Here is a 15,307-nt window from a genome sequence, read left to right on the forward strand (position 1 = left end):
AACCAGAGCCGAGATACGGCCTGTTGAGAGTTTGGACTGGACATGTTGACATCACTGAGCACCACCATCGGCGCCGCGGCCGCGCAGCTTCCCGCCGACGTCGTCCATGGACCGGGGGACGGATTCGTCTTCTGGCCGTTTTTCCTCCTGATCCCGCTGTTTTGGTTCCTGGTCATCGGATTCTTCATCTTCTTCGGCCGGCGGATGTGGCGCCGGAACCACTACTGGGCAGCAACCCAGGGCGCCGAAAGCGTGCTGAGGGAGCGCTACGCGCGGGGCGAAATCGACGAGACCGAATACCGACAGCGCTTGGAAGTGCTGCGGGCACATCCGACGAAGTGAGGAACCGACGGATTCTGCTGGATCATTCGTCTGGATAAACCATCAGGCCTTGGAATCACGCGGTTCCAAGGCCTGAGGTGCGGAATGATCCAGCAGAATGTCGCGCGAGGGCCCCAGGAGGTTAATCCAGAAAATTGCGGAATACCTCTTTCACGTATTCCTTGGCTCTACTAGTCTGCTGGGGTGCACAATGAAGCCACCCGCTCTTTTTCCACGTCAGCCAGCTTCCAGATGAACCCATCCGCAGTCATCACAGCCGAAAACCTCACCAAGAGCTACGGCGAGCTCATCGCCGTCGACGGTATCTCGTTCGAGGTCCCGGCAGGGGAGTCCTTCGGCCTGCTTGGCCCGAACGGCGCCGGCAAATCGACCACCATGAAAATGATCGGCGGGGTCTCCCAGCGCACGTCCGGGAAGCTCAGCATCATGGGCCTGGACCCGGAAACCCATGGGCCGGAAGTCCGTGCGCACCTCGGGGTGGTGCCGCAGCAGGACAACCTGGACGAGGAACTGAAGGTCCGCGAAAACCTGATTGTCTATGGCCGCTACTTCGGCCTGCCCTTGAGCTATTTGCGTCCCAAGGCCGACGAACTGCTCGAGTTCGCCCAGCTGACAGACAAGGCCAAGTCCAGGGTCGATGCCCTCTCGGGCGGCATGAAACGGCGTCTCACGATTGCGCGCTCGCTCATCAACGAGCCCAAGATCCTGCTCCTGGACGAACCCACCACGGGACTGGACCCGCAGGCCCGCCACATCCTTTGGGACCGGCTGTTCCGGCTCAAGGAACAAGGCGTCACGCTGATTCTCACTACGCATTACATGGACGAGGCCGAGCAGCTTTGTGACCGGCTGATCGTGGTGGACAAGGGCCGGATCATGGCCGAAGGCTCGCCGGCCAGCCTGATCCGCGAATATTCCACGCGCGAGGTGCTGGAACTCCGCTTCGGTTCGGAACGCAACGCCACCATTGGCGTCGAACTCGCGGGCATCGGCGAACGCGTCGAGACGCTTCCGGACCGGGTGCTCATCTACGCGAACGACGGCGAATCGGCCCTGGAGCAAGTCTCCGCACGTCGGCTCCGTCCCCTGACCTCGCTCGTGCGGCGTTCTTCGCTCGAGGACGTCTTCCTCCGGCTGACCGGGCGGAGCCTCGTTGATTAGCGCCCACTCGCCTGCCGTTTCAGCCACCCGGGCGAAGCGCTGGGGATCCTTCTTCTACGCCGAGCAGGTCCTGCGTGTGATGCGCGGCTACGGCTGGTCCGTCTTCCTGTACAGCGTGGGGCAGCCGGTGGCCTATCTTTTCGCGATGGGCATCGGGCTGGCGAGCCTGGTGGATGCGAACAGCGCGGCGGTGTTCGGTGGCGTGAACTACTTGACCTTCATCGCGCCGGCACTGTTGGTCTCATCCGCGGTCATGACGGCGTCGGGCGACTTTTCCTACCCGATCATGGACGGCTTCAAATGGCGCCGCGTGTTCTATGGCCCGCACGCCTCCCCGCTCGTACCGCAGCAGATCGCCGCGGGCCACATCATGGCCAGTGCCTTGAAGTTCCTCGTGCAATCAGTGGTCTACTTCGCCATCGTGGCCATTTTCGGTGCCTCGCCGAGTCCGTGGGGCTGGGTGTCGGCGATAGTTGCCACGGTGGCCGGTTTGTCCTTCGGGCTGCCGCTCATGGCCTATGCCTCGAGCATCACCAAAGACTCCGGCCAGTTCGCGTTGGTGCAGCGATTCATCGTGGTGCCGCTGTTCCTGTTTTCGGGCACCTTCTTCCCGCTGGATTCGCTGCCGCTTGGAGTGCGCTGGATCGGTTGGATCTCCCCCGTGTGGCACGGAACGCAGCTGGGCCGCGTCTTCACCTATGGACTCGAGGAGAATCCCTTGTTGACCCTGACCCACATCGTGTTCCTTGTGGGCGCAGCCGCTGCAGGTTGGACGCTGACGCGGCGCCAGTTCGTCAGGAGGATGGGGGCATGAGCGTTCTTACCGGAGGCCATAGCGCCACTGACGCTGCCCGTGAACGTACCTTCGGCCCGCTGTACTCCCGCAACGCGCTTGCTGTTGTATCCCGGGGCCTCATGGCAGCGAAAAGCAGCACCTGGTTGATCCTTGTATCCGGGTTCTTCGAGCCGGTGCTGTACCTGATTTCCATGGGCGTGGGACTCGGGCCCATAGTGGGGACCGTGGCGGGACCGGGCGGCCAGGAAATCAGTTATGCGGCCTACATCGCGCCCGCGCTCCTGGCCGTGTCCGCCATGAACGGCGCCGTCTACGACTCCACCTGGAACGTGTTCTTCAAGATGAACTTCGCCAAGCTGTACCAGGGAATGCTCTACACCTCCCTTGGACCATTGGACGTAGCCATCGGGGAGATCTTCCTGGCCCTGCTGCGCGGACTCCTGTATGCCACGGGGTTCACGGCCGTCATGGCCGTCATGGGACTCATCACCACGCCATGGGCCATCCTTGTCATCCCGGCCTCAGTACTGATCGCTTTTGGCTTTGCGAGTTTCGGCATGGGCATCACCAGCTTCATGAAGACTTTCCAACAGATGGACTGGATCAACTTCTTCATGCTGCCCATGTTCCTTTTCAGCGCCACGTTCTACCCGCTGAGCGTCTATCCGCAATACATCCAGTGGCTCATCCAAGCGATGCCGCTGTGGCACGGCGTGGAACTCCTGCGGCAGATCAGCATTGGTTCCTTCAGCCCGGCCACGGCAGTCCATATCGCCTACTACCTCGTGATGATTGCCCTCGGGATAACGCTCACTACCGGAAGGTTGCGCAAGCTCTTCCTGAAATAGCCGGGCAGGGTGTTCGCCGGGGGTGGAAGCGAGCGGTTCGCCGCGCGGAGTTTGCGACAATGGGTGCATGCGATCCCTCGGCGACTCCCCGTCATCTGTTCCCTCGTCCGCTTCCGCCAAGAGCCCGTTCAAAGGCTTCCGCATCGGTGGACTGGGCATGACGGTGGTGCTCATAGCTTTCCTGGTGGCCGTGATCTTCGCGGCCAACCAGAACGACGTCGTCGGCTGGATCGTTGCTGTTGTCTCCTTCGGCTGGCTCGCGCTCGCCGCTTTCGTGGTCTTCAGCATCCAGAAGGCCGCCAAGCGGGCCGGTGAAAAACTGACTGAAGCCCAGAACGCCTTCAACGCGGCAACCGGCCGGGCGCCGTCGTCGTCGAGCGCCGACCACGGTGGCACACGGGTGGTCTCGGAACGGAACGAAGCGGATGAAATCCGGGACCTCAAACTGGACCACTCTTTCAAGATCGTCCAGGTGCAAGTACGCGTGGTGGAGGACGAACGCGCCAAGGGCGACGCCGCCGATCAGGACACCATCGCTCGTGCCTTGGAGACCATCGCCATCACGTCGAGCAATGCCCGGGACATGATCAAGTCCTCCGGCGGCGGAGACGAGCCCGTCTCGGGCACCATCATCGACTAGAGTAGGCGGGGTGAGCTCGGCATTGAAGAAGGACTTCCTTCGCATCGCAACGGTCAACGTCAACGGCATTCGCGCCGCCTACAAGAAGGGCATGGCGGAGTGGCTGGAACCGCGCGACGTCGACATCCTGTGTCTACAGGAAGTCCGCGCGCCCGATGAGGTGGTTCAGCAACTCATCGGCGAAGGCTGGTACATTCTGCACGCCGAAGCCGAGGCAAAGGGACGCGCCGGCGTTGCGATTGCCTCCCGGCAGGAACCCGTTGCCACCCGCGTGGGTATCGGCGACGACTACTTCGCCACCACTGGGCGCTGGGTCGAGGCAGATTACGTCGTTCGGGATGGCGGCGGCAAGGACGCTACCCTGACGGTCGTCAGCGCTTACGTGCACTCCGGCGAAGTGGACACGCCCAGGCAGGTGGACAAGTACCGCTTCCTGGACGTCATGACCACGAGGCTTCCGGAACTTGCCAAGCACAGTGAGCATGCCCTGGTAGTCGGCGACCTCAACGTGGGCCACACCGAGCTCGACATCAAGAATTGGAAGGGAAACACCAAGCGTGCCGGTTTCCTTCCTGAGGAGCGCGCGTACTTCGACCGCTTCTTCGGCGACGAGATCGGATGGAGGGATGTCCACAGGGGCCTGGCAGGAAATGTCGATGGCCCCTACACCTGGTGGTCCCAGCGCGGTAAGGCCTTTGACACTGACACAGGCTGGCGCATCGACTACCACATGGCCACTCCTGGACTCGCGGCAGCCGCACTTTCGGTCGTCGTTGACCGGGCGCCGTCGTGGGACACCCGTTTCTCCGACCACGCACCGCTGGTAGTCGACTACCAGCTCTAAGCTTTCGAAAGTTTTCCTCATGACCAGTTCCACCACGACAGAACCCGCTGCAGCTGCAGCCAAGGCAACATCCACCAAACTGGCCGCCGGGGCAAAGCACCGCGTGCTGTCCGGCATGCAGCCCTCCGCTGACTCCCTCCACCTGGGCAACTACCTCGGTGCCTTGGTCAACTGGGTCCGCATGCAGGACGAGTATGACGCCATCTTCTTCATCCCGGATCTGCATGCCATTACGGTGCCGCAGGATCCCGCTGAGCTGGCCCGCCGGACACGTGTCACCGCTGCGCAGTACATCGCCGGCGGCGTAGACGTGGACAAGTGCACCCTGTTCGTCCAGTCCCAGGTTCCTGAGCACGCCCAGCTGGCGTGGGTCCTGGGCTGCATCACCGGCTTCGGCGAGGCCTCGCGCATGATCCAGTTCAAGGACAAGTCGCTGCAACACGGTTCCGACCACGCGAGCGTCGGGCTCTTCACGTACCCGATCCTGCAGGCCGCCGACATCCTGCTGTACCAGCCACACGGGGTACCCGTAGGCGAAGACCAGCGGCAGCACATTGAACTCAGCCGCGACCTCGCCCAGCGTTTCAACAGCCGCTACGGCGAGACGTTCCAGGTGCCGCAGGCCTTCATCCAGAAGGAAACGGCCAAGATCTACGATCTCCAGAACCCCACGGCCAAGATGTCCAAGTCCGCGGAGTCGCCGGCCGGCCTGATCAACCTGCTGGATGACCCGAAGATCACGGCCAAACGCATTAAGTCGGCAGTCACGGACACCGAGACGGAAATCCGTTTCGACCGTGAGGCAAAGCCCGGGGTGTCCAACCTGCTGAGCATCTACTCGTCCATCAGCGGCCAGCCCGTGGAGAAGATCGTAGCGGACTACGAAGGCAAGATGTACGGTCACCTGAAGGTCGACCTCGCTGAACTCGTTGCAGCCCATCTCGGGCCGATCCGCGACCGCGCCAACGAGTTGCTGGCCGATCCGGCCGAGCTCGACCGGCTCCTCGCCCAAGGGGCGGACAAAGCCCGCGAGATCGCCTCGGCCACTCTGGCCGACGTCTACGCCAAGGTGGGCTTCCTGCCTTACGGCGGAGCACAAGGAATCCGCTAAAGCCATGTGCGCAGCTGGCAAGCTCAGCGTCCAGGTCGGCTCCCTTTCAAGGGGAGCCGGCCGGGCCACTGATGCCCGCCTGGACACGGGCGCACACCAGTCTGCCAGCGCGTGCGGGGACAGCCTCTGCGTGGGGGTCATCCTGGGTTTCCCTCGGGAAGTCGCCCAGGAACTCCAGAAATGGCGCGCTTCCTTCGGTGATCCCATGGCGGACGTGATCCCGGCCCACATCACCCTCGTGACCACCACGCCTGCCCAGGACTGGGAAGCCACCCTCGAGCATGTTCGCGACGTCGCCCGTCGACAGACACCGTTCAAGATCACGATTTCCGGCACGGGCTCCTTCCGTCCGGTATCCCCGGTGGTGTTCCTGAAGGTCGAAGACGGTTTCGAGGAGTGTGTGGGCCTGCACGAACAACTGCAGACCGGCCCCCTGGAACGCGATCTTCCTTTCCCCTACCACCCGCACGTGACGGTAGCCCACGACGTCGCTCCCGAAAGCTTGGACGAGGCCGAAACGGTGCTCAAGAACTACAGCGCCACCTTCCCTGTGGTTAGCATGGGACTTTACGAGCACGACGACAACGGCATTTGGCAGCTACGGGAAGAGCTCGACTTTGGCGGCGACGCAGACCCATCACGGAAAAGCACAGCACAACGACCGGCAGCAGGCGGAGAGGCCACCACTGCCGACTGAAGGGGCGCAGCTGAAGCTGCAGCTCATTCACTGTCAGGTCGAATGGGGCAAAGCCCGGCGCTCAGGCAATAGAGGCGCCACAATACCGGCGTTCATCAACCTGGCCCTCGCCCGGCTGAGCAACTTCCGGCCGATGCGCGCCTTCAACCTCTACAACCTGCGCCATGGTCCGCTGTTGAGCGCCGGCATAGGCTTCACCATGTTCTTCTCCATCACAGGCCTGCTGGCCACGGGATTCGCCGTGACCGGCTTGGTCCTCAACGGGCAGCCCCAACTGGTTGATTCAATCGTCTCGAGCGTCGCCACGGCGGCCCCGGGACTCCTGAAAACCAGCGGAGGCAACGGCCTGGTGGACCCGCATGATCTCCTGAATCCCACGGGCCTCGGCTGGACGGCTGCCATAGCCGCCGTCGTCACGGTATTTACCGCGCTCGGCTGGATCGCGGGGATCCGGGAGGGTCTTCGCGGAGTCTCCGGGCTGGAGCCCGTGCAAGAGAACCCACTGCTCATGAAAGCCCGCGACGCCGGTACCCTCCTGCTGCTCGGCGCAGCCTTGGTGGTCAGCGCCGGTGTTTCGCTGGTGTTCGGGACAGCGGCCGGATGGATCATCGAACGGCTCGGGTTGTCCGACGCCGTGGCCGGCCCCGTCACCTGGCTCGTTCGCACTGCCGTTCCACTGGTCCTCAACTGGGCGACGGCGGTCATCATGTTCCGCTTTGCAGGCCGCCTGAAACTTCGCCGCCAAGCGTTCCTGGAAGGAACAGTGCTGGCCGGTATCGGGACCACCATCCTCCAGATCTTCAGCACGGAGTTGCTGGCGAATGCCGGACGGAATCCTATTCTGGCCTCATTTGCCATCATCATCGGGCTTCTCATCTGGTTCAACCTGGTCAGCCAGGTCTATTTGATCTCCGCGGCTTGGGCGGCCATCAGGGAAGCGGACACGGGCGTCCACGAGCACCCCAAGCCGGCCCTCGGATCACGGCACCCTTCGCCGCATTCCTTCCCGGCGAAAGCATTCCCTGAGAAAGCCAAGTAAGGCCTAGTCGCCGAGGTACTGCTCGGCCCAGGCCGAGATGATCCCTGCAACCCGGGCGGCTTGTCCTTTGCCCGTCAACAGGTGGTCGCTGCCTTCGAGCGAAATGAAGCTGCGCGGGTGCCGTGCCGTTTGGAAGATCTCGCTGGCATTGTCGATGCCCACAGTGTTGTCTGTGGGGGAGTGCAGCACCAGGAGAGGTCGGTGCAGGGTACGGATGCAGTCCCTGAGGTCGGCCTGCTCCACGTCTTCCACAAAGTGCCGGCGAACCTCCATGCGCCTGCCGCCCAGGTTGACCTCTGCGCTGCCTTCGCTGAGAATCGTGCTGACTTCGGCGTCGAACATGTGCTCCACGTGCCTGGGCTCGTACGGGGCGCCGACAGTCGCAACGGCCCGAACCTCGGGGAGGCTGAGGGCGGCAGCCAACACAGCCGCCCCGCCGAAGGAGTGGCCCACGAGCAGGGAGATTTCCTTGCCATCGGCACGCATGAACTCGGCGGCGCGGATGGTGTCTGCCACTTTCACGCTGAACGATCCTGCGGACCATTCGCCGGCGGAGTCGCCCAGTCCAAGGTTGTCGAAGCGAAGCATACCGACGCCGAGATCCGCCAAGCCCTTGCAGATACGCGAGGCTGACGGGCTGTCCTTGCCGAGGGTCAAACCATGGGAGAACACACCCCAGCCCCGGACCGGGCCCTCAGGAACGTCCACGATCCCTGCCAGGAGATCTCCGGTGCTGCCTTCGAAGCTGATCTTCACGGATTTGGACACCCTGTCCGCCTTTCGTTTTGCGGGTTGCCCGGATTTCCCGAGCGACTCTTAAACAACGACGACGGCGGACCCCGCCAAGGGGACGCCGTCGTCGTCGTAATCTAAATTTTGGACTAGATCTTGCGTGCCAGGATGGCCTGCTTGACCTCGGCGATGGCCTGGGTCACCTGGATGCCACGCGGGCAAGCCTCCGAGCAGTTGAAGGTGGTGCGGCAGCGCCACACGCCTTCCTTGTCGTTGAGGATTTCCAAGCGCATGTCACCGGCATCGTCGCGGGAATCGAAGATGAAGCGGTGCGCGTTCACGATGGCGGCCGGGCCGAAGTACTGACCGTCCGTCCAGAACACGGGGCAGGACGACGTGCAGGCAGCGCACAGGATGCACTTGGTGGTGTCGTCGAACCGTTCACGGTCCTCGACCGACTGCAGGCGTTCCTTGGTGGGCTCGTGGCCCTTGTTGATCAGGAACGGCATGACCTCGCGGAAGGACTGGAAGAACGGCTCCATGTCCACGATCAGGTCCTTCTCCACCGGGAGGCCCTTGATCGGCTCAACGGTGATGGGCTTGGAGGTGTCCAGGTCCTTCAGCAGGGTCTTGCATGCGAGGCGGTTACGGCCGTTGATGCGCATGGCGTCGGAGCCACAAACGCCGTGTGCACAGGAACGGCGGAAGGACAGCGAGCCATCGATTTCCCACTTGATCTTGTGCAGGGCGTCCAGCACGCGGTCGGTGCCGTACATCGTCAGCTGGTGGTCTTCCCATACGGGCTCTTCCGAGACCTCGGGGTTGTAGCGTCGCACTCGCAGCGTGATGTTGAAGGTGGGAATTTCCCCGCCTCCACCAATGTGCGCGGGCAGCTCGATCTTGGATGCTGGCTCAGCAAGTTCAGCAGACATCTTAATACTTCCTCACCATCGGCTCGTAGCGCGTAAAGACAACAGGCTTGGTGCCGAGTCGGATGCCCGCGATTGCTTCCGCAGATCCGTCCGCTGGGGCGTGCTCATCCTTATACGCCATGGAGTGCTTCATGAATTTTTCGTCGTCGCGCTCCGGGAAGTCCTCCCGGAAGTGGCCTCCACGCGACTCCTCGCGGTGCAGGGCAGCAACTGTCATGACTTTGGCCAGTTCCAGCAGGAAGCCCAGTTCCACCGCTTCGAGCAGGTCAAGGTTGAAACGCTTTCCCTTGTCCTGGACGCTGATGCGCTGGTAGCGCTCTTCGAGGGACGCGATGTCCGTGAGCACCTGGTTCAGGGTGTCCGCAGTACGGAACACCTGCATGTTGGCATCCATGGTGTCCTGCAGTTCCTTGCGGATGGCGGCAACCCTTTCGCCGCCATCCGAAGTGCGGACGTGGTTCAGCAGATCCAGCGTGTATGCCTCCGGGTCTTCCGGGAGCTCCACGAAGTCAGCCGTCTTGGCGTATTCGGCGGCGGCAATGCCCGCACGCTTGCCAAAGACGTTGATGTCCAGCAGCGAGTTGGTACCCAAGCGGTTGGAGCCGTGGACGGAGACACAGGCAACTTCGCCGGCTGCGTACAGGCCCGGCACGATGGTGTCGTTGTCCTGCAGGACCTCGGTGGTGATGTTGGTGGGGATGCCGCCCATGGCGTAGTGCGCCGTCGGGAAGACCGGAACCGGTTCCGTGTACGGTTCGACGCCGAGGTAAGTGCGTGCGAATTCGGTGATGTCCGGAAGCTTCGCGTCAATGTGGGCCGGTTCAAGGTGCGTCAGGTCGAGGAGGACGTAGTCCTTGTTCGGGCCGCAGCCGCGTCCCTCACGGACTTCGTTTGCCATGGAACGGGCCACGATGTCGCGGGGAGCGAGGTCCTTGATGGTCGGGGCATAGCGTTCCATGAAGCGCTCACCCTCGGAGTTGCGAAGGATCGCGCCCTCGCCGCGAGCGGCTTCCGAGAGGAGGATGCCCAAGCCTGCGAGACCGGTCGGGTGGAACTGGAAGAATTCCATGTCCTCCAGCGGGATTCCGCGGCGGAAGGCGATACCCATGCCGTCACCGGTCAGGGTGTGGGCGTTGGAGGTGGTCTTGAAGACCTTGCCTGCGCCGCCCGAGGCGAACACCACCGACTTGGCCTGGAAAACGTGCAATTCGCCGGAGGCGAGGTCGTAGGACACGACGCCGGCAACGCGCTTCTGCTTGTACGGCGTTCCGTCTTCGCGGACGGCGTCTTCCTCAACGGTGAGCAGGTCCAGGACGTAGTACTCGTTGTAGAACTCAACGTTGTGCTTGACGCAGTTTTGGTACAGCGTCTGAAGGATCATGTGGCCGGTGCGGTCTGCTGCATAGCAGGCGCGGCGGACCGGAGCCTTGCCGTGGTCACGGGTGTGGCCACCGAAACGGCGCTGGTCAATGCGGCCTTCGGGCGTGCGGTTGAACGGCAAGCCCATCTTCTCCAGGTCCAGCACGGCGTCGATGGCTTCCTTCGCCATGACCTCGGCTGCATCCTGGTCAACCAGGTAGTCGCCACCCTTGATGGTGTCGAATGTGTGCCACTCCCAGTTGTCCTCTTCGACGTTGGCCAGGGCTGCACACATGCCGCCCTGGGCTGCGCCGGTGTGGGAACGGGTGGGGTAGAGCTTGGTCAGTACTGCGGTGCGTGCGCGCTGACCGGATTCGATCGCGGCGCGCATGCCGGCGCCGCCGGCACCGACAATAACGACGTCGTACTTATGGACCTGCATACCAGATGCTCTTTCTCTCTAAGTCAGATGGTCGGCGGAGCCTGCTCCGCGTATTGTGCACAGCCGGACTAGCCGGTGGTGCAGCGGAGCGCTACGGCGCCGGGCAGAACCCGCCGGGCAGCTGAACGCCGTTGGCGACGGGGCACGGGTTGAACGTGAAGATCACCAGTGTGCCGAGAACGACGATGACGACCGTAGCCGCGTAAAGGACCACCTTGAGCCAGAGGCGGGTGGCGTCCTTCTCGGCGTAGTCGTTGATGATGGTGCGGACGCCATTGGTGCCGTGCAGCATGGCGAGCCACAGCATGGCCAGGTCCCAGAACTGCCAGAACGGGTCGGCCCACTTGCCGGCCACGAAGCCGAAGTCGATGCCGTGGATGCCCTCGCCCACCATGAGGTTCACGAAGAGGTGGCCGAAGATCAGCACTACGAGCACGACGCCGGAGAGCCGCATGAACAGCCACGCGAACATCTCAAAGTTCCCCTTGGAACCGGTGCCGCGACGGTACTGCGGAGAAATTTTTCCACTACGGGGTGTCTGAATGTCAGTACTCATGGCTTAGTGGCCTCCCAGCGCGAGGGACAAGTGGCGGATGGCGAAGGCCCCGAAGACAACCAGCCACAATGCCAGGACGGTCCACAGCATCTGGCGCTGGTACTTTGCGCCCTTCTTCCAGAAGTCAATGGCGATGACGCGCAGGCCATTGAAGGCGTGGAAAACGATCGCTGCGACGAGGCCCGTCTCGCCCAGGGCCATGAGGGGGTTCTTGTAGGCGCCGATAACGGCGGTGTAGGCCTCCGGGGACACACGCACCAATGAGGTGTCCAGGACATGGACCAACAAGAAGAAAAAGATCACAACACCGGTAATGCGATGTCCAACCCAGGACCACATGCCTTCACGGCCGCGGTACAAGGTGCCAGCTGGTTTTGTCGGCACTGAATAAACCTTCCTGCAACACAGCGGCGCTTGCACGGGATCCATGCGGGGGGAACGCCAGCCGCGAGAGCACTCGTAGCTCAGCCTAAATCTAGGCTTCGCTCACAGCTTATTCAATTTAGGCGCCCCTTCTTGTAACGAGAGTGCGGGTGTTCGCCTGAATTCCGGCCTTTTCACGGCGAGGGTGAGACGAAGACCACAAAGTGGGACTTGCGCGGGTGTCCGATAAGGTGTTGCGGTGAGTATAGAAAACGCTGCAAGCCTCGAATCGCCATTGCGCCACTTCCACGCGGTTATTCCGGCCGGCGGAGTAGGCACGCGCCTATGGCCGCTTTCGCGTGCTGCTGCGCCCAAATTCCTGCATGACCTCACGGGTTCGGGAAGCACCCTTCTGCGCGCTACGTACGACCGTCTCGAGCCATTGGCCGGGAACCGCGTGCTGGTGGTTACGGGTGTGGCGCACCGGGTTGCTGTCTGCCGCCAGCTTCCCGAAGTGGGCGACGACGAATTGGTCCTCGAAAGCGAACCGAAGGACTCGGGTGCCGCGATCGGTCTCGCCGCCGCCATCCTTTACCGTCGCGACCCGGACACCATCATGGGTTCCTTCGCCGCCGACCATGTCATCAGCCCGGACAACCTCTTCCAGGAAACGGTCCGCGAGGCCATCCACACTGCGGCAGCCGGAAAAATCGTCACTATCGGCATCAAACCCACGCACCCCTCGACCGGGTTCGGTTACATCCGCACCGGCGACTTGCTCAATATTGACGACGCACCGAACGCGCACGCTGTTGTCGAATTCGTCGAGAAGCCGAGCGAGGACATCGCGAAGAAGTACCTCGAGACGGGCGACTACGTTTGGAATGCCGGCATGTTCGTCGCCCCCGTTGCACTCATGCTCAAGCACCTGGAGGCAAACCAGCCGGTCTTGTTTGCCGGGCTGCAGGAAATCGCCGACGCCTGGGACACCCCGGAACGCGATGAAGTGACCGCTCGGGTGTGGCCCACGCTGCCGAAGATTGCCATTGACTACGCCGTGGCGGAACCCGCCGCAGCGGCGGGGGATGTCGCCGTCGTGCCCGGTACTTTCCGCTGGGACGACGTCGGAGACTTCGCCGCGATCGGTCGCCTCAACAATGCCGGCGACGTCGATGAGGTGACGGTCCTCGGCGAAGGCGCCCGTGTCTTCACTGAGAACGCCAGCGGCGTGGTCGTCTCCGATACCAAGCGCGTGATCGCCCTTATCGGGATCAAGGACGTCGTGATCGTCGATACACCGGACGCGCTGCTTGTCACCACGAAGGAGCACGCCCAGCGGGTCAAGGGTGCGGTGGACGCACTCAAGGCTAGCGGGGACACCGACGTTCTCTAGGGGCCTCCAGCGGCGCTGTCCGTAACCAAGAGACCCCTTTCGCTATTCGGGGGGCGCGGATGACTAGAGTTGTGAGGTGCGCAATTTCACTACCGAAACCGAGCCGACCCCTGTGGTGAAGCCATGGCTTGACGATCTCTTGCCGGAACTCATTGAATTCCGGAGGGACCTGCATGCGCACCCCGAACTTTCCTTCAAGGAATTTCGCACCACGGACAAGTTGGTTGAACGGCTCGAAGCGGCAGGACTTGAACCCCGTCGGCTGGAAGGGTCGGGGCTGACGGTCGACGTCGGCGCGGGGCCCATCGCCACCGCCCTGCGCGGAGACATCGACGCCCTCCCGATCATCGAAGAGACGGGTCTTCCGTTCGCGTCGAAGAACCACGGTGTCACCCACGCGTGCGGGCATGACGTCCACACCACGAGCATGCTCGGCATTGCCTTGGTGCTGCACGCCATGCACCAGGAGTCCCCTTTGGGCGGCACGGTGCGCATCATCTTCCAGCCGGCAGAGGAAACCATGCCCGGCGGTGCCCTGTCCTGCATCGAGCAGGGCGTGCTCCAGGGTGTCCCGCGGATTCTGGCGCTGCACTGCGATCCGCGGATCAACGTCGGCAAGATCGGCACGCGCATCGGCGCCATCACCTCGGCCTCGGACACCATCAAAATCGAATTGACCGGACGTGGCGGCCATACTTCCCGTCCGCATTTGACCGAAGACCTGGTCTTCGCGCTGGCCCAAATCGCCGTCAATGTCCCGGCCGTTCTGTCCCGTCGCGTGGATGTGCGCAGTGGCGTTTCGGTCGTGTGGGGCCAGATCGCGGCAGGTTCCGCACCCAACGCCATCCCAGCCAACGGCTACATGGCCGGCACCATGCGTTGCCTCGACAGGGACGCTTGGCATAGCGCAGGGGAGCTGCTCGACGACGTCGTCCAGCAAGTTGCCGCGCCGTACGGGGTGGACGTGCACCTCGAGCACACCCGCGGTGTCCCTCCCGTGGTCAACTCGGAACACGAGACGGCCCTCATCGAGGCAGCGGCCCGTGCGGAACTCGGCGAGCACGCCGTCGTCCTGACGCCCCAGTCCATGGGTGGCGAGGACTTTGCCTGGTTCCTGGCCGACCTGCCGGGTGCCATGATGCGGCTCGGGACCCATACGCCCGGCGGCGAGGAATACGATCTTCACCGCGGTGACTTCATTGTGGACGAGCGTGCCCTCGGCTTCGCGATCCAGGTCCTGGCCGCCGCCGCGCTGCGAACCATCCGGGATCTCTAAAACTGCGACGCTCGCTCACCAATATGGGTCCGACGAAGGACGCTCGCTCACCAATGTGGGTCCGGCGGCGGACGCTCGCTCACTAATGTGGGTCCGGCGAAGGACGCTCGCTCACCAATATGGGTCCGACGGAGGACGCTCGCTCACTTTTGGTCGAAAGGCTGCGGATCCTTCTGCAGATCATCTGCAGGAGGATCCCGTCGTTTGGGGTTGTTTGTGAGCGGGCGTTGCCGGGGGTGGGCTTGTTTGTGAGCGGGCGTTGTTGGAGCCAATTGAGTTGTGCACAATTTAATTGTGAGCTATCGTTATGGCTATGAGTGAAGCCCCACGCCTCGACCGCCAGGTCTGTTTCGCGCTGTATTCCGCCTCGAAGGCGGCGACGGCGGTCTACCGGCCGGTGCTGGAGGAGCTTGGACTGACGTATCCGCAATACCTCGTGATGCTGGTGCTCTGGGAAAACGAGCCGCGAAGCGTCCGGGAACTGGGGACTGAGCTGGGACTCGATTCGGGCACCCTGTCGCCGCTGCTCAAGAGGCTTGAAGCGTTGGGCTTCGTGGAGCGTCGGCGTTCAGCCGAGGACGAGCGTCGCGTCGAGATCCACCTGAGCGATGCCGGGCGGGCCCTCAGTGCCCGGGCGGGGGCTGTTCCGCAACGCCTCGCCGACGCCGCCGGCTTGAGCGCAGCCGAGCTTGCGCAGCTTCACGACACCCTGGGCCGGCTCACCGCCGCCCTCCATTCAGCCATCTGATCGTCCATCCCAACACGTCCATCCCATC

The 15,307-nt window shown here is 63.0% G+C and carries 17 protein-coding genes; 12 read left to right on the top strand and 5 right to left on the bottom strand.

Annotated elements, in window-relative coordinates:
* The first annotated feature begins 42 nt into the window (after positions 1-42).
* The 9 genes from ABH924_RS06800 to ABH924_RS06840 all read left to right on the top strand — a co-directional run bounded on the left by ABH924_RS06800 (position 43) and on the right by ABH924_RS06840 (position 7,478).
* Positions 43-342 carry an SHOCT domain-containing protein gene (locus ABH924_RS06800; RefSeq protein WP_059388001.1) on the top strand — a complete coding sequence of 100 codons (300 nt, stop codon included), beginning with the start codon at positions 43-45 and terminating at the stop codon, positions 340-342.
* A 231-nt stretch (positions 343-573) separates the two neighbouring features.
* The gene (locus tag ABH924_RS06805) at positions 574-1,503 is read left to right on the top strand and encodes an ABC transporter ATP-binding protein (protein ID WP_404497847.1); all 930 of its coding nucleotides are present in this window, start codon (positions 574-576) and stop codon (positions 1,501-1,503) included.
* Entirely contained in the window at positions 1,496-2,317 is an 822-nt protein-coding gene (locus ABH924_RS06810; protein WP_404497779.1) for an ABC transporter permease, read from the top strand. Before ABH924_RS06805 ends, ABH924_RS06810 begins: the two co-directional genes overlap by 8 nt.
* Entirely contained in the window at positions 2,314-3,147 is an 834-nt protein-coding gene (locus ABH924_RS06815) for an ABC transporter permease (RefSeq protein ID WP_234751259.1), read from the top strand. Before ABH924_RS06810 ends, ABH924_RS06815 begins: the two co-directional genes overlap by 4 nt.
* 67 nt (positions 3,148-3,214) lie before the next feature.
* The gene (locus ABH924_RS06820; RefSeq protein WP_234751261.1) at positions 3,215-3,787 is read left to right on the top strand and encodes a hypothetical protein; all 573 of its coding nucleotides are present in this window, start codon (positions 3,215-3,217) and stop codon (positions 3,785-3,787) included.
* Between the two features lie 10 nt (positions 3,788-3,797).
* The gene (locus ABH924_RS06825) at positions 3,798-4,631 is read left to right on the top strand and encodes an exodeoxyribonuclease III (protein WP_404497780.1); all 834 of its coding nucleotides are present in this window, start codon (positions 3,798-3,800) and stop codon (positions 4,629-4,631) included.
* Between the two features lie 19 nt (positions 4,632-4,650).
* A complete protein-coding gene (gene trpS, locus ABH924_RS06830; protein ID WP_234751264.1) occupies positions 4,651-5,742 on the top strand; it encodes a tryptophan--tRNA ligase in 1,092 nt (363 codons plus the stop codon).
* Between the two features lie 4 nt (positions 5,743-5,746).
* Positions 5,747-6,439: a 2'-5' RNA ligase family protein gene (locus ABH924_RS06835; protein WP_404497781.1), complete on the top strand. Its 693-nt coding sequence runs from the start codon at positions 5,747-5,749 to the stop codon at positions 6,437-6,439.
* A 133-nt stretch (positions 6,440-6,572) separates the two neighbouring features.
* Positions 6,573-7,478, top strand: a complete 906-nt coding sequence (locus ABH924_RS06840) for a YihY/virulence factor BrkB family protein (RefSeq protein ID WP_404497782.1) — start codon at positions 6,573-6,575, stop codon at positions 7,476-7,478.
* Between the two features lie 3 nt (positions 7,479-7,481).
* Here ABH924_RS06840 and ABH924_RS06845 read toward each other — a convergent pair whose 3' ends face one another.
* From ABH924_RS06845 to sdhC, 5 genes are all read right to left on the bottom strand, one after another.
* Complete coding sequence (locus tag ABH924_RS06845) at positions 7,482-8,246, bottom strand: alpha/beta hydrolase family protein (protein WP_404497783.1); 765 nt, start codon at positions 8,244-8,246, stop codon at positions 7,482-7,484.
* Positions 8,247-8,359: 113 nt separating this feature from the next.
* Positions 8,360-9,142 carry a succinate dehydrogenase iron-sulfur subunit gene (locus ABH924_RS06850; RefSeq protein ID WP_078105990.1) on the bottom strand — a complete coding sequence of 261 codons (783 nt, stop codon included), beginning with the start codon at positions 9,140-9,142 and terminating at the stop codon, positions 8,360-8,362.
* A 1-nt stretch (position 9,143) separates the two neighbouring features.
* Positions 9,144-10,943 (bottom strand): succinate dehydrogenase flavoprotein subunit, encoded by a 1,800-nt coding sequence (gene sdhA, locus ABH924_RS06855; RefSeq protein WP_234751269.1) that lies wholly within the window; start codon positions 10,941-10,943, stop codon positions 9,144-9,146.
* A 91-nt stretch (positions 10,944-11,034) separates the two neighbouring features.
* Positions 11,035-11,499 (bottom strand): succinate dehydrogenase hydrophobic membrane anchor subunit, encoded by a 465-nt coding sequence (locus ABH924_RS06860; RefSeq protein ID WP_404497784.1) that lies wholly within the window; start codon positions 11,497-11,499, stop codon positions 11,035-11,037.
* A gap of 3 nt (positions 11,500-11,502) precedes the next feature.
* The gene (gene sdhC, locus ABH924_RS06865) at positions 11,503-11,883 is read right to left on the bottom strand and encodes a succinate dehydrogenase, cytochrome b556 subunit (protein WP_234751273.1); all 381 of its coding nucleotides are present in this window, start codon (positions 11,881-11,883) and stop codon (positions 11,503-11,505) included.
* Between the two features lie 238 nt (positions 11,884-12,121).
* Here sdhC and ABH924_RS06870 point away from each other — a divergent pair, with 238 nt between their 5' ends.
* The 3 genes from ABH924_RS06870 (at position 12,122) to ABH924_RS06880 (ending at position 15,279) form a co-directional block, all read left to right on the top strand.
* Complete coding sequence (locus ABH924_RS06870) at positions 12,122-13,255, top strand: mannose-1-phosphate guanylyltransferase (RefSeq protein WP_234751275.1); 1,134 nt, start codon at positions 12,122-12,124, stop codon at positions 13,253-13,255.
* A gap of 76 nt (positions 13,256-13,331) precedes the next feature.
* Positions 13,332-14,531: an amidohydrolase gene (locus ABH924_RS06875; protein ID WP_234751277.1), complete on the top strand. Its 1,200-nt coding sequence runs from the start codon at positions 13,332-13,334 to the stop codon at positions 14,529-14,531.
* Between the two features lie 313 nt (positions 14,532-14,844).
* Positions 14,845-15,279 carry a MarR family winged helix-turn-helix transcriptional regulator gene (locus tag ABH924_RS06880; RefSeq protein ID WP_234751279.1) on the top strand — a complete coding sequence of 145 codons (435 nt, stop codon included), beginning with the start codon at positions 14,845-14,847 and terminating at the stop codon, positions 15,277-15,279.
* Positions 15,280-15,307: the final 28 nt, after the last annotated feature.

This window comes from Arthrobacter sp. GAS37 (assembly GCF_044908325.1).
Taxonomy (GTDB): domain Bacteria; phylum Actinomycetota; class Actinomycetes; order Actinomycetales; family Micrococcaceae; genus Arthrobacter; species Arthrobacter ramosus.

Coding starts and splice junctions, on each gene's coding strand:
- ABH924_RS06815 (WP_234751259.1), top strand. CDS start 2,314: ATGAGCGTTCTTACCGGAGGCCATAGCGCCACTGACGCTGCCCGTGAA.
- ABH924_RS06880 (WP_234751279.1), top strand. CDS start 14,845: ATGAGTGAAGCCCCACGCCTCGACCGCCAGGTCTGTTTCGCGCTGTAT.
- trpS (WP_234751264.1), top strand. CDS start 4,651: ATGACCAGTTCCACCACGACAGAACCCGCTGCAGCTGCAGCCAAGGCA.
- ABH924_RS06840 (WP_404497782.1), top strand. CDS start 6,573: ATGCGCGCCTTCAACCTCTACAACCTGCGCCATGGTCCGCTGTTGAGC.
- ABH924_RS06800 (WP_059388001.1), top strand. CDS start 43: ATGTTGACATCACTGAGCACCACCATCGGCGCCGCGGCCGCGCAGCTT.
- ABH924_RS06835 (WP_404497781.1), top strand. CDS start 5,747: ATGTGCGCAGCTGGCAAGCTCAGCGTCCAGGTCGGCTCCCTTTCAAGG.
- ABH924_RS06860 (WP_404497784.1), bottom strand. CDS start 11,499: ATGAGTACTGACATTCAGACACCCCGTAGTGGAAAAATTTCTCCGCAG.
- ABH924_RS06850 (WP_078105990.1), bottom strand. CDS start 9,142: ATGTCTGCTGAACTTGCTGAGCCAGCATCCAAGATCGAGCTGCCCGCG.
- ABH924_RS06820 (WP_234751261.1), top strand. CDS start 3,215: ATGCGATCCCTCGGCGACTCCCCGTCATCTGTTCCCTCGTCCGCTTCC.
- sdhA (WP_234751269.1), bottom strand. CDS start 10,943: ATGCAGGTCCATAAGTACGACGTCGTTATTGTCGGTGCCGGCGGCGCC.
- ABH924_RS06805 (WP_404497847.1), top strand. CDS start 574: ATGAACCCATCCGCAGTCATCACAGCCGAAAACCTCACCAAGAGCTAC.